Source organism: Gordonia sp. i37 (assembly GCF_002043085.1).
Taxonomy (GTDB): domain Bacteria; phylum Actinomycetota; class Actinomycetes; order Mycobacteriales; family Mycobacteriaceae; genus Gordonia; species Gordonia polyisoprenivorans.
This window is the reverse complement of record NZ_MVPX01000449.1, coordinates 1-12,958: the sequence shown is the minus strand read 5'-3', so window position 1 is coordinate 12,958 and position 12,958 is coordinate 1. Positions and strand designations below refer to the sequence as shown.

Here is a 12,958-nt window from a genome sequence, read left to right as displayed (position 1 = left end):
GCCCGGCCGCTCCGCCGAGACAACGTCGACGGCGACGGTCACTGCTGATCGGCAGCTCGGTTGTCCTCACGCTGCTGCTCGTCGTCGGCGTCGCCGTCACCACCGTGGTGCTCACCCGGCCGTCTCCCGCGCCACCCCGCGTCGGTGCGACGGCGCTGTCCTCCAGTGGCGAGACCACCTGCGCCGTCGTCGATCACCACGCCTACTGCTGGGGTGACAACTCCAGCGGCCAGGTCGGCAACGGCGATCCGGCGCCGTCGGACGGCACGAGCGAGTATGTGCTGGCACCCACCCGCGTCGAGGGTGTCGACAAGGTGGACAAGGTCGTCACCGGGTCGGATCACAGCTGCGCGGTGGCCGCGGGCACGGCGTATTGCTGGGGCGACAACAGCAATGGGCAACTCGGGACCGGCCAGGCGTCGTCGACTACGGTTGCTCGCCCGGCACAGGTGAAGGGCCTGCCCGGCACGGTGACCGACATCGCGATCGGCTTCTACAGCACCTGTGCCGTCGCTGACGGAAAAGCCTATTGCTGGGGCTACAACTCGGGCGGCCAGCTCGGCAACGGCGTCGAGGAGTCGGCCTCGGACGTCGTCACACCCACGCTCGTGCAGGGACTGCCGAGCAGCGTGAGCGCGATCTCGTCGGCGTATCGCACGGTCTGTGCGATAGCCGGGGGCGCGGTGTACTGCTGGGGCTACAACTCCGACGGACAGGTCGGCAACGGCTCGACCGCCGACAGCACCACCGCCGTGGCGGTCCCGGGTATCGCCGGTACCGTCACCCGCATCAGCGCCGGCTACTACCACAGCTGCGCGGTTGCCGACGAGAAGGCATATTGCTGGGGCAACAACACTTTTCATCAGATCAGCAGCAGCGAGTCGTCACCGGTGAACGCGCCGACGGCGGTGACCGGGCCGACGGGACCGGTCACCGACATCTCGGCCGGATACTTCGCCACCTGCCTGGTCGCCGGGGCCAGGGCTTATTGCGCGGGCGACAACGACGACGGGCAGATCGGTACCGGCTCGACCGACGACGGCAACCAGCCCACCGTTCCGCAACTCGTCACGGGAATGGACAGGGGGGTCACCGCGATCACCACCGCCCGGAGTACGGCCTGCACGATCTCCGATCTCGTCATCTACTGCTGGGGCGCAAACGAAGTCGGCCAGGTCGGCAACAATCAGTTCGGTACGTCGCCGGTCACCCGCCCGACTGCGGTGGTGAACCTCCCGTCATGACCCCGCCGGCAACCAGCACGTGCGCACAGCCGTTCACCGGCAGACAGCCCACCACAAGAACAGGGAGCCTCATGAAACGCCTCACCGGCGCACTGGTGGCCGTCGCCGTCGCGACACTCGGCCTGGCAGCGTGCGGCAACGATTCGGCGCCGACCGTGCAGACGGTGACCCGGACGACGGTCATCGAGACGACGACCACGACCACCACGACGTCGACGGTCGCGACGGTGACCGCCACGGAGACGTCGTGATGAGCCACATCCACAAGCACCGCCGGAAAACGGCTGTGCCACAGGTTGATCACACACGACCGCCGGTCCGCTGGACGCGAATGCGCCTCGCCGTGGGCGTGGCGGCGCTGGTCGTGGTCTCCTGTCTCGCCGCGTGCGGGGGCGGTTCGGGAACCACACAGACGACGACGGTCACCAACACCACGGTGCGCGTGAGTACGGTGACCGTGAGCACCACCGCGACCTACACCACGACGACCACCGTCACCGGGGCGCCGCCGCCCTGATCCGCACGAGGGTCAGTAGACCATCACCCGGACGTTCTCGGCGACGCATGCAGGCTTGTCGGCGCCCTCGATCTCGACGGTGTTGCGCACCACCATCGTCACGCCCTTGGGGCCCTCCTCGACGGAGGTGATCACGGCGTTGGCGCGGATGCGGGACCCGACCGGCACCGGATTGGGGAAACGCACCTTGTTCATGCCGTAATTGATGACGAGCTTGGGGCCCTCGACGGTGAAGATCGACCCGGCGAGCATCGGCAGCAACGAGAGTGTCAGGAAGCCGTGTGCGATGGGCGCACCGAACGGCCCGGCCTTCGCGCGGTCCGGGTCGACGTGAATCCACTGATGGTCGCCGGTGGCCTCGGCGAACTGGTTGACCCGTTCCTGGGTGATCTCGAGCCATTCGCCGGAGCCGAGGTCTTCGCCGATCGCGGCCATGACGTCATCGAGGGAGCCGAACACGCGCGGTGTGATAGTCGTCATAGTCGCCGTAGTCTACCGTGATGCCATGAGCACCCCTCGGATCGCTCCCGGCGGATTCCGTGACCTCGGTCCCGCCAATTGGGCCTTCACCCGCCTCGCCGCGCGCGTCACCGGTGTCCATGACACCCACATCTTCTCCACGCTGGGCCGCACCCGTGGTCTGTTCCGGGCGTGGCTGTACTTCGGGGCGCGGCTGATGCCGTTCGGGACGTTGTCGCGCAAGGACTCCGAGATGGTGATCATCCGTGTCGCGCACCTGCGCGAGTCGGCCTACGAGCTCGACCACCATCGTCGGATCGGCAAACGCGCGGGCATCACCGATGATGAACTCGCGCGCATCCTCGACGGTCCCGACGCCGGATGGGGGGATCGCGAGCGCGCCATCCTGCGCGTCGTGGACCAACTGGTGACCACCCACGACGTCGACGACGTCGCGTGGGAGGCGCTGCGCCGCCACCTCGACGAGCGCCGCACCATCGGCTTGCTTCTGCTCGTCGGTCAGTACGACATGCTCGCCACCACCCTGCACACCCTGCGCGTGCAGCTCGACGTTCGCGCCTAGGCGTTCGGCGATGGGGTCGTTTGCCGCGCGGATGATGCGTAACCCCCTGTTCTCCCGCGTCTACGAGCATGCATGGCGGCCGGTGTTCACCCGCGGCTTCAGTCTCGGCAGTCCCGAGACCGCCGACTACGACGCCGCATTGCGCGCCTACCTGTGCCGGCCCGGTGAACGTATGGTTCTCGACATCGCTTGTGGGCCCGGCAATTACACCCGGGACATTGCTGCGGGTCTCACCGGCGACGGACGCGTGGTCGGCATCGACTACTCACCGTCGATGCTGCACACCGCGGTCGCCACCAACAGCATCGTCCGCGCGAGTTACCTCCGTGTCGACGCTCACGCGATCCCGTTCGCCGACAACACCTTCGACGAGGTGATCTGCCTGGCAGCGCTCTACCTGATCCCCGACCCGCTCCCTGTGCTCGACGAGATGCTGCGGGTGGCGCGCCCCGGTGCGCTGCTGGTGGTGTTCACCTCGGTGGCCGGACCGGTCTCGACGGTGCCCGGGGTGAAGACGCTGGCGGCCATCGGCGGCTACCGCGTCTTCGGGCGCGACGAGATCACCGGCGCGCTACGCCGTGGCGGTGCCGAGCACATCGAGCAGACCGTCATCGGTGAGGGGCAGTACGTGCTGGCGCGGGCTCCCGGCCGGCACTGACCGAACGCACCAGCGGCGCCACGCCTTCGGCGAACCAAAAGGCCTCCTCGATGTGCGGTTGCCCGGACAGGATGAAGTGGTCGATGCCGATCGCCCGATACTGTGCGATGAGGTCGGCGACCTCGGCGTGGCTGCCGACGAACGCGGTTCCGGCTCCCGGGCGAACCAGACCATAGCCCGCCCACAGCCCCGGGTACACCTCGAGGTTGTCGAGGTCGGCGTTGAGGGCGAGCTGCCGGCGTTGCCCCTCGGACTCCGACTGCGAGAGCCGTTGGCGGGCAAGCTCGATCAATGCCGGGTCCATCCGCGAGACCAACTTGCGGGCCTCGGTCCAGGCCTCCTCGCGGGTGTCGCGGGTGATCACGTGCGCCCGGATGCCGAAGGTCAGCTCCCGGCCGTGCCGGGCGGCGCGGGCACGGACGTCCTCGACGAGTGCGGCCACCTTCTCCGGCGGTTCGGTCCAGGTGAGATAGGTGTCGACGGTGGCCGCGGCCACCTCACGCGCGTACTCGCTGGCACCACCGAAGAACACCTGCGGCACCGGGTTCGGCGGATGGCCCACCACCGCGCCGGTGACGTCGTAATGCTCACCGGAGAAATCGAACGGCGTCCCCGACCAGGCGTGCCGGACGATCTGCAGGAATTCCCCGGTGCGGGCGTAGCGCTGCCCTTTGGTGAGCCGGTCACCGAACCGCGCCTGCTCCTGCGCGTCACCGCCGGTGACGATGTTGAGGGCGAGACGGCCGCCGGAGAACTCGGCGAAGGTCGCGGCCTGCTGGGCGGCCAGCGTCGGGGTGATCAGCCCGGGCCGGAAGGCGACGAGGAACTTCAGGCGGCTCGTCTCCCGGATGAGTGCGGCGGTGGTCAGCCACGCATCGTGGCACCAGGTTCCGGTCGGGGTCAGCACCGACTCAAAACCCAACCGTTCGGCGGTCTTCGCCACCAGCGCGAGATAGTCGAGATCGGGTGGCCGGATCGCGGACGCGGTGCCCAGGATGCCTGCCGACTGCAATCCGCCGATGACCTCGCGTCCGTCGCCGGAGGTCGGCAGGAACCAGTGGAAGTGTGCCTCGCGCTGGGCTTCTGCGGTCATTGCGTACTCACTGCGTAGGGCGCCACGGTGGAGTTGAAGCGCTTGTCGACGAAGTCGGCGATGACGGGCTTGTGGTCGAGCTGGCCGGCGGCGGCGAAGGCGTCGGCCAGTTTCTGCTCCGAGGCGACCACGGTGTCGTCGATCTCGATGGCCGGCCGGACGCTGCGCTGCTGTGCCGCCAGTGCGGCCTGCGGGTCGATGCCGATCGCCTTCGCGTACTGCTGCGACCAGGTCTCGACGTTGGCTGACGCCCACTTGCTGGCCTTGGCCAGGTGTTCGACGAAGATCCGCAGCGCGGTGTTGCGCTTGGCGTCGGCAAGGGCCTCATTGGACGCGATGCCGAAGCCGTAGCCGTTGACCACCCCGGTCCCCGAGGCGAGGATCTTCGCACCCGAATCCTTTTGCACGATAGCCGTATACGGGTCCCAGATCGCCCACGCATCGACGGCGCCGCTGGAGAAGGCCGACAACGCGTCGGCGGGCTGCAGGAACACCGGGGTGACGTCGGTGCCGAGCTTCAGGTTCGCCTTGCTCAACTGCTCGAGGAGATTTCCGTGGGCCGAACTTCCCTTGGCCACAGCGACTTTCTTGCCCTTGAGTTGTTCGACGGAGGTCAGGGTGGAGCCGGCGGGCACGAGTATGACGTCACCACCGGCGTTGTTGGTGTAGGCGGAGACGATCTTGATCTTCGCGTTCGACGCCGCACCGAAGATCGGGGGCGTGTTACCGGTGACGGCGAAGTCGATCTTGCCCGCGGTGGCGGCCTCGATCTCGGGCGGACCCGAGGTGAACGTCGAGAACTCGACCTTGAACGGCAGCGAATCGAGTTCTCCCGCAGCGCGCATGAGCGATTCGGTACCGCCCTTCTGGTCGCCGACGCGCAACGTCAGGCCGGCCAACTGTGCGGGATCGACGCTGGCGTCGGCGACGGCGCCGGTCGAATCCTCTTTGCTGACACAGCCGCTGAGCGCCAGCGCGAGAATCCCGGCCAGGACGACGAGTACGGTCGCACGTCCGCGGAACCCTCCGGCGGACATGCCTGAACCACGAGACATTTCTTCCACGAGCCTTTCGATGATGCCGACCCGACAGACGTCGGGCACGAGAACTGGTGAGCGTGAACGTGCGGTGAGTGCCCTATTCGCCGAGAGCGTCGAGCAGCCGGGTCCGCAGATGCGCGGTCTGCGCTGCGCCGTCGGGATCACGTGGCGCGTCGACGGTGACGTCGGCGGCGATGTGCCCGTCGGCGAGCACGACCACCCGGTCCGCGAGGCGCAGCGCCTCGTCGACGTCGTGGGTCACGACGAGAACGCTGAATCCGTGGGCCTGCCACAGGTTGATCAGCAGCCGGTGCATGGCCGCCCGCGTCAATGCGTCCAGAGCACCGAACGGTTCGTCGAGCAGCAACAGTTGCGGATCGGCAACCAGGGCGCGCGCCAACGAGACCCGTTGGGCCTGACCGCCGGACAGCTGCGCCGGCCACGCGTCGGCCTTGTCGGCCAGCCCGACCTCGGCGAGCGTGTCGTTGACCCGGGCGGCGGCCGCCGCACCCTTGAGTCGGGAACGGACGACCCCGAATTCGACGTTGCGGCGCACCGTGCGCCACGGGAACAGTCGGGGCTCCTGAAATGCCACCGCGGGTGCCCCGGACGTGGTGACGTCACCCGTCGAGGGTTGCGACAGGCCGGCGAGCAGCCGCAGCAGGGTAGATTTGCCGCTGCCGCTGCGGCCGATGATGGCGACGATCTCGCCGGTGCGCACGGTCAGGGATACGTTGCGCAGCACCGGTTCCGCGTCGCCGTAGGCGAAGGTCGCCGCGGATACCTGCCCGGCGATCTCGGTCGATTGCGTTGTCCGCGTGGCGCTCGCGGCATCGATGGTGGCAGTCATGGGCCGGCCCTCCTTCAGTTGGTCCGTTGGTAGCGCGTGGTGTACTTCTCCAACGCGCGCACGATCGCGTCGGTGATCAATCCCAGTGCCGCATAGATGATCAGGCCGAAGAACACGACGTCGGTGCGGAGGAAGTCACGCGCGTTGTTGATCAGGTATCCCAGCCCGGAAGTCGCGGCGATCTGTTCGGCGACGATCAGACTGAGCCAGGCGATCGCCAGTGATTGCCGGAGTCCGACGAGGATCTGCGGCATGGCACTGGGGATGACCAACTCCCGAATCGTCTGCAGGCGGCCGAATCCGAGCACCTTGGCATTCTCACGGAGCTTCGGGTCGATCTGGCGGATCGCCGCAGAGGTGTTGAGATACAGCGGGAAGATCGCACCGAGGGCCACCAGCAGGATCTTCGGTGTCTCCTCGATACCGAACCACAGGATGAACAGCGGGATGAGACCGAACAGCGGGAGCGCCCGGATCGCCTGCATGTTGGGGTCGATGATCGCATCCGAGAGCCGGCTCAGTCCGACGATCACCCCGAGCCCGATGCCGATGACCACACCGAGCCCCAGGCCGATCGCCACGCGTTCGGTGGAGGCCACAATGGCGTCGGTGAGTTCACCACTCTGCAGCTTCTCCCAACCCGCCTCGGCGATCAGCGAGGGTGCGGGCAGTTTGTCCTGCGGCAGTACTCCCAGGGCGCTGCCGAGTTGCCAGAGTGCGAGCACCCCGATGGGTGAGAGGACCCGAATCCACGTCAGCACACGTGAGCGTCGTGCCGCGCGTATCTGCGCAGCCGACTTGGTGCCCGGTGGCGCCGCGGACGGCGACGTGGAAGAAAGAGAGATAGCCATGATGGTGGGCAATGATGCGGCAGATCCGACGCCGACAGAACACTTGCGCTCAGCCTGAGGCGAAGTGCCCTGTGCCACCTCCCCGTCCGGCGACAGCAGGTATCGGAGCAGGCCGGGGCCGGGTGGGGATCACATCGAGCGATAGTCGCGCACGCTCATCCGGTTGCCCCGTCGCTGGGGACGCGAGCCGTGCATCTCGACCATCCGGATGATCCGATAGCGGTGTCCGGCATAGGGTTCGAGGAGTTCGAGCATGCGCGCGTCATCCACCGGCTCCCCGATGAGCGTCTGCCCGACCGCCGACGGAATGTGGTAGTCGCCGACGGGCACCGCGTCGGCGTCGCCGACCGCACGCGCCCGGGTCTCGGCGACGGTCCACGGGCCGACACCGCGCAGGATGTCGAGCCGACCGGCGTGCCGTTCCACATCGAGTGAGGTGGCGCCTCGGATCGTGCGCATCCGCACCGGCTCGGCGCCGCTGCGGTGCCAGTCCCACACCGGGATCGAGGGCCACAGCTCCTGCGGCGGCGGCACCCGCATGTCGTCGGGCACCGGCCCCGGCGCCCGGGAACCGTGGCGGCGCACCAGGTATCGCCACGCCCGCCAGGCCTCGGCACCGACCACCTTCTGTTCGAGAATGGCCGGCACGAGCGCCTCCCACACGCGCCCGGTGGCCCCGATGCGCAACCCGCGCGAGCGGGCAACGAGTCCGGCGACCACGTCGTCGTGGACGGGCATGGACTCGGGGGCGTCGTCGCCGCCGAGCATTGCGGGCATCGATTCGAGCAGCCAGTCGGCGCCGTCGCCCCACGCGCGGCCGACGATGCGCTCACCGTCGACACGCACGGTCAGGGTTGCCGCTCCGTCCGGGGTGTGGCTCGCGCGCCACACCGACCCGTCGCGGCCGTAGCGGAACGCGGGGTCACCTCCGCCGCGCCGGTGCAGTCCCAGCGTGTATCGCAGATCCACCGGTCCCGGCGGCGTCCACACCCTGGTGCGCTCGGCGTTCATCGTCCTCGACTGTATCCATCGTTCCCGACACTCCCGGGCGGGGACGAACCACCGCGGACGAGGCGTTCACGCGAACGACCATCCGTGGAAAGGACGCCCAGCCGGCCGTTACCCTCATCGGTGGCTCCGGTGTGCCCGGAACCATCGACACAGGGGGCACTTCATGCGCAACACGGTCATCCGCAGTTCTCTGGCGGCCGCGACGGCCACCACCTCGGTTCTGCTGATCACAGGCTGCACGACGTCGGGGACACCGCAGGCCGCTGACACAACGTCGGCAGGTCCGTCCACGGCGTCGCCGAGCACCGTATCGACGACCAGCGGCGATCCGGCGAAGGTCAAGGCCCTGGTGGTCACCGCTGCCGATCTCCCGGCCGGATTCACCCTCACCCCGCTGCCGGAGGATCAGTTCCGGCAGGCGGTGTCGCAGTTCCAGGGGACCACCCGCAACGCGACGATCACCCCGTCCGCGTGCGCCGATCTGCAGAAGCTGCCGGACGTGGATGCCTCGAAGCTCGGTGTCGCGGTCGCGACCTCGACGAGCGGCGGCATTCTCAGCGAAGGCCTCGCCGCGCAGTCGAGCGACGTCGCCGCGGCACGGGCGAGGGCCACGGGACCCTGCAAGAACTTCTCGATCACGATCAACACCGGCGCGGCCGCAGGCACCACCGCGACCGCGACCAACACCGTGATACCCGCACCGGCCACCCAGGCGGATCCGGGCGATGTCCTGGTGCTGCGTCAGGACCAGAAGGTCTCCACGGCCGGCCAGGTCGTGACCGTCACCACCTACACCGGTTTCGCGTCGGTGAAGGGGTACAGCGTCTCGGCCCTCTACACCGCGACCACACCGGGCTCCGCTCCCGACGACGCCGCCTTCCGGCAGTTCTTCACCGCGGCGGTGAACAAGGTGGCTGCCGACGGCTGAGCGCTCCGGCGTCGAACACGACGAACGCGGCCCGTCCCGGTCCGCGCCGGTGGTGCACCACGGGCGTTGGCCGGGACGGGCCGCGTTCGTCGCGTGACTCAGAGGTTGATCATGTGTCCGATCGCGCCGTGGAACGTTTCCTGCAGCGCTTCGCTCATCGTCGGGTGGGTATGGACATTGCGTGCCAGCTCACGCGCGGTGAGGTCCCACTTGTGGGCCAGCGTCAGCTCGGGAAGCATCTCGGAGACGTTGTCGCCCACCAGATGTCCGCCGAGGAGTTCCTCGGTCTCGGAGTTGGTGAGGAGTTTGACGAAGCCGGCGGTCTCGCCGAGTCCCTGCGCCTTGCCGTTGGCGGAGAACGGGAAGGTCGACACGGTCACGTCGTAGCCTTCGTCCTTGGCCTGTGCCTCGGTGAGACCGAACGAGGCGACCTGCGGCTGACAGAACGTCGCGCGCGGCATGAAGCGGTAGTCGCCCAGTGTCATCGTCTCCGCGCCGGCCATCGTCTCGGCGGCGACCACGCCCTGCGCCTCGGCCACATGTGCGAGTTGCAGCTTGGCGGTCACGTCGCCGATCGCATAGATGCCGTCGACGTTGGTGCGCATGTGGTCGTCGATCGCGATGGCGCCGCGTTCGGTGAGTTCGACGCCGGTCTTCTCGAGGCCGTAGCCGTCGACGCGCGGGGCGAAGCCGACCGACATCAGGACCTTGTCGACGGTCAGTTCACCGTCGTTGTCCTTGGCGTCCTTGTAGGTGACGGTCACGCTGTCACCGTTGTCGGTGACGGTCTGCACCTTGGTCGAGGTCAGCACCTTGACGCCGAGCTTCTTGTATTCCTTGGCGATGGCCTTGGAGACGTCGACGTCCTCGTTGGGCAGGACCCGATCGAGGAATTCCACGATCGTGACGTCGACCCCGTAATTGGCCAGCACGTACCCGAATTCCATGCCGATCGCGCCGGCACCGACGATCACGATCGACTCGGGGAGCTCACGGGTGAGGATCTGGGTCTCGTAGGTGACGACGTTGTCGCTCAGCTCGACGCCCGGCAGCAGCTTGACGGTCGATCCGGTGTCGATGATGAGGTTGTCCCAGGTGATCTCGCGGTCCCCCACTTTCAGGGTCTTCGCGTCCTGGAACACACCGTATCCGTCGATCTCGGTGATCTTGTTCTTCTTCATCAGAAAGTGGACACCCTTGACGATGCCCTCACTGACCTTGCGACTGCGGTCGAATGCCGGACCGAAGTCGAAGGAGACCTCACCGGACATGCCGAAGGTCTTCGCCTGATGGTTGAAGATATGCGCCAGCTCGGCGTTCCGGAGAAGTGCCTTCGACGGGATACATCCGACGTTCAGGCACACACCGCCCCAGTACTTCTCTTCGATGACGGCGGTTTTCATGCCCAGCTGGGCGGACCGGATCGCGGCCACGTACCCACCTGGACCAGCACCCAGGACAACTGTTTGGAAGTGTTCAGCCACGGCCACCACCCTACGACGGCGTCGGGTACCAGCGCAGAGCGTCCCCGGTACTGGCCGGTAACCACCTCGAACACCGACGGTTTCCATCACTGATTGAATCAGTGATGGGGATCTGCTTTGATCGACAGACATGGCACCGACACGCGCCCAGGTGACGCGCGAACACCTGCTGATGGCCGCCGAACGACTATTCCTGACCGACGGACCCGACGCGGTGTCGGTGCGGGCCATCTGCACCGAGGCCGGGGTCAATCCGGCGGCCGTGCACTATCACTTCGGATCCAAGGACGACCTGGTCGCGGCCCTGCTGGAAGACCGGTTGGCACCGCTCTGGGCCGACGCCCTCGGCGGCGTCGACCTCGCCGACCACACCATCGCCGACCTCATCGACCTCGTCGTCGACCCGCTCGTCCGCCTTCGGGCCGACCCCGTCGGTCATCTGCATCTGCAGTTGCTGACCCGTTTCGTCGACGCCCATCGCGACGCGGCGTGGACGCGCCGTTGGTTCCGTCTGGACGACTGGGTGGATCTGCTCACGCCATTGGTTCCCGGCCTCGACACCCGCGCTGCACGACGCCGGTGGGCGCTCGCGTTCACGCTGATCCTCCACCGCTTCGGTGGGAACGGGCCCCTCTCCGACGACGCGATCGCGGCACTGCGCGCGTTCGTGGTCGCCGGACTCGGCGCACCGGTTGTCTCCAAGGAGTTGTCATGACCACCAACACCACTGCGTCGGACTCATCAGCGCCGGACCCGTTCGCGCCCGCCCGGCTCGGTCCACTGCACCTGCGCAATCGCCTCATCAAGTGCGCGACCTTCGAGGGCCGCACCCCCGACGCCCTCGTCACCGACGATCTCATCGAGTTTCACCGGGAGGTGGCGGCAGGCGGGGTCGGGATCAGTACCGTCGCCTACTGTGCGATCTCCCCGGAGGGCCGTACCGACCGGCACCAGATCTGGCTTCGCCCGGAGGCCGCGCCCGGACTGGTCCTGCTGACCGAGGCCATTCATGCCGAAGGTGCGCGTGCGGCAGCACAATTGGGTCACGCGGGCCCGGTCGCCAACTCGGTGTCGAACAGGGCCCGGGCGTTGGCCGCCTCACCGATCCCGGCGCCGATGGGGATGTCGATGACGCACTCACCCACCGTCGAGGAAATCGCCGCGCTGCGCACCACATTCGCCCGCGCGGCACGCATCGCGGTCGATTCCGGCTTCGATGCACTCGAAATCCATTGCGGCCACAACTATCTCCTCAGCAGCTTCTTGTCCCCGCTACTCAACCGCCGTCGCGACGGGTATGGCGGCTCGTTGGTCAACCGCGCCCGGCTGGCCCGCGAGGTACTCGAGTCGGTGCGCGAAGAGGTCGGCAGCGATGTCGCGATCTGGGTCAAGCTCAACATGTACGACGGCGTCGGAGCCGTCGGCGCACCCGCACGCCGGTGGCGAGGCTTCAACGTCGACGAAGCGTGCGCGGCGGCGCGGCTGTTCGAAGCCGACGGATACCTTGACGCCATCGAACCCACCGCGGGCAGTTCACTTCTCAACCCGATGTACCTGTTTCACGGTCAGGCGCCGCGGACCGCGTTCGCCGACGCGTTCACCGGACCGATGCGCTGGGGGCTGAAGGCCGCAGGCCCGTTCTTCCTCAAGCACTACGAGTACCACCCCGGTTATCTGCTGCCGTTGGCACGTCGGCTGCGGGAGGCGGTCGATCTGCCGATCATCCTGCTCGGCGGCATCACCGACCGTGCCACCATGGATGCGGCACTCGCCGAGGGCTTCGACTTCCTCGCCATGGGCCGCGCCCTACTCCGCGAACCCGATCTGCCACAACGGATCAGCGCCGACCCGTCGACGACGTCGCAATGCATCCACTGCAACCTGTGCATGCCGACGATCTACACACGCACCGAGTGCCCGGTACGTGGGTGAGACCACCGCACACGATGTGACTCCTGGAAATCGGCGATGAGCGACACCATGGTCATGTGCCCCTTCCCCCGCTGGTCGAGACCCCCGATGGTCGAGGTGCACGGCGCCCCAGGCGCCGGGCCTTCCCCCCGATGGTCGAGGTGCACGGCGCCCAAGGCGCCGGGCCTCGAGACCCGGTGAGACAACACGCTTCCCAACCACATCGAACAGCCGCAGCGAAAACCGCACCGCCTACCACATCCCACCGACAGAAAACTGCCGCCAGCCCACCCCCGAAACCCGTTGTCCACAAGCATATTTCCCCCCAC

At 67.6% G+C, this 12,958-nt stretch carries 14 protein-coding genes and 1 pseudogene; 8 read left to right on the top strand and 7 right to left on the bottom strand.

The window, feature by feature from the left end; genetic code table 11:
* The 3 genes and pseudogenes from B1964_RS22165 to B1964_RS22155 form a co-directional block, all read left to right on the top strand.
* Positions 1–1,244 (top strand): annotated as a pseudogene (locus B1964_RS22165) (serine/threonine protein kinase); the annotation flags it as partial.
* A gap of 71 nt (positions 1,245–1,315) precedes the next feature.
* Positions 1,316–1,495, top strand: a complete 180-nt coding sequence (locus B1964_RS22160; protein ID WP_014358925.1) for a hypothetical protein — start codon at positions 1,316–1,318, stop codon at positions 1,493–1,495.
* A gap of 80 nt (positions 1,496–1,575) precedes the next feature.
* Entirely contained in the window at positions 1,576–1,761 is a 186-nt protein-coding gene (locus B1964_RS22155) for a hypothetical protein (RefSeq protein WP_014358924.1), read from the top strand.
* Between the two features lie 12 nt (positions 1,762–1,773).
* Here B1964_RS22155 and B1964_RS22150 read toward each other — a convergent pair whose 3' ends face one another.
* Positions 1,774–2,241: a MaoC family dehydratase gene (locus tag B1964_RS22150; RefSeq protein ID WP_079931301.1), complete on the bottom strand. Its 468-nt coding sequence runs from the start codon at positions 2,239–2,241 to the stop codon at positions 1,774–1,776.
* 25 nt (positions 2,242–2,266) lie between these two features.
* Between B1964_RS22150 and B1964_RS22145 the strand changes: the two genes are divergently transcribed.
* Both B1964_RS22145 and B1964_RS22140 read left to right on the top strand, forming a co-directional pair.
* Entirely contained in the window at positions 2,267–2,803 is a 537-nt protein-coding gene (locus B1964_RS22145) for a carboxymuconolactone decarboxylase family protein (protein ID WP_079931300.1), read from the top strand.
* A 10-nt stretch (positions 2,804–2,813) separates the two neighbouring features.
* Positions 2,814–3,461 (top strand): methyltransferase domain-containing protein, encoded by a 648-nt coding sequence (locus tag B1964_RS22140; protein ID WP_079931299.1) that lies wholly within the window; start codon positions 2,814–2,816, stop codon positions 3,459–3,461.
* Here the strand turns inward: B1964_RS22140 and B1964_RS22135 are convergent.
* The 5 genes from B1964_RS22135 to B1964_RS22115 all read right to left on the bottom strand — a co-directional run bounded on the left by B1964_RS22135 (position 3,412) and on the right by B1964_RS22115 (position 8,306).
* On the bottom strand, positions 3,412–4,554 hold the full coding sequence (locus B1964_RS22135) for an LLM class flavin-dependent oxidoreductase (RefSeq protein WP_079931298.1): 1,143 nt from the start codon (positions 4,552–4,554) through the stop codon (positions 3,412–3,414). The genes B1964_RS22140 and B1964_RS22135 overlap by 50 nt on opposite strands.
* Positions 4,551–5,591 (bottom strand): ABC transporter substrate-binding protein, encoded by a 1,041-nt coding sequence (locus B1964_RS22130; protein ID WP_006372524.1) that lies wholly within the window; start codon positions 5,589–5,591, stop codon positions 4,551–4,553. Before B1964_RS22130 ends, B1964_RS22135 begins: the two co-directional genes overlap by 4 nt.
* Positions 5,592–5,691: 100 nt before the next feature.
* A complete protein-coding gene (locus B1964_RS22125; protein WP_020172352.1) occupies positions 5,692–6,444 on the bottom strand; it encodes an ABC transporter ATP-binding protein in 753 nt (250 codons plus the stop codon).
* 14 nt (positions 6,445–6,458) lie between these two features.
* The gene (locus tag B1964_RS22120) at positions 6,459–7,295 is read right to left on the bottom strand and encodes an ABC transporter permease (protein ID WP_079931297.1); all 837 of its coding nucleotides are present in this window, start codon (positions 7,293–7,295) and stop codon (positions 6,459–6,461) included.
* A 129-nt stretch (positions 7,296–7,424) separates the two neighbouring features.
* A complete protein-coding gene (locus B1964_RS22115; protein ID WP_079931296.1) occupies positions 7,425–8,306 on the bottom strand; it encodes a DNA-3-methyladenine glycosylase in 882 nt (293 codons plus the stop codon).
* Positions 8,307–8,469: 163 nt separating this feature from the next.
* On the opposite strand from B1964_RS22115, the gene B1964_RS22110 reads away from it, so the two are divergent.
* Positions 8,470–9,234: a hypothetical protein gene (locus tag B1964_RS22110; RefSeq protein ID WP_079931295.1), complete on the top strand. Its 765-nt coding sequence runs from the start codon at positions 8,470–8,472 to the stop codon at positions 9,232–9,234.
* Positions 9,235–9,332: 98 nt separating this feature from the next.
* On the opposite strand, the gene lpdA is transcribed toward B1964_RS22110, so the two are convergent.
* On the bottom strand, positions 9,333–10,718 hold the full coding sequence (lpdA, locus tag B1964_RS22105; RefSeq protein ID WP_026920339.1) for a dihydrolipoyl dehydrogenase: 1,386 nt from the start codon (positions 10,716–10,718) through the stop codon (positions 9,333–9,335).
* A gap of 130 nt (positions 10,719–10,848) precedes the next feature.
* Between lpdA and B1964_RS22100 the strand changes: the two genes are divergently transcribed.
* Both B1964_RS22100 and B1964_RS22095 read left to right on the top strand, forming a co-directional pair.
* Positions 10,849–11,433 carry a TetR/AcrR family transcriptional regulator gene (locus B1964_RS22100; protein WP_079931294.1) on the top strand — a complete coding sequence of 195 codons (585 nt, stop codon included), beginning with the start codon at positions 10,849–10,851 and terminating at the stop codon, positions 11,431–11,433.
* Entirely contained in the window at positions 11,430–12,650 is a 1,221-nt protein-coding gene (locus B1964_RS22095; protein ID WP_079931293.1) for an NADH:flavin oxidoreductase, read from the top strand. The genes B1964_RS22100 and B1964_RS22095 overlap by 4 nt, the downstream gene beginning before the upstream one ends.
* Positions 12,651–12,958: the final 308 nt, after the last annotated feature.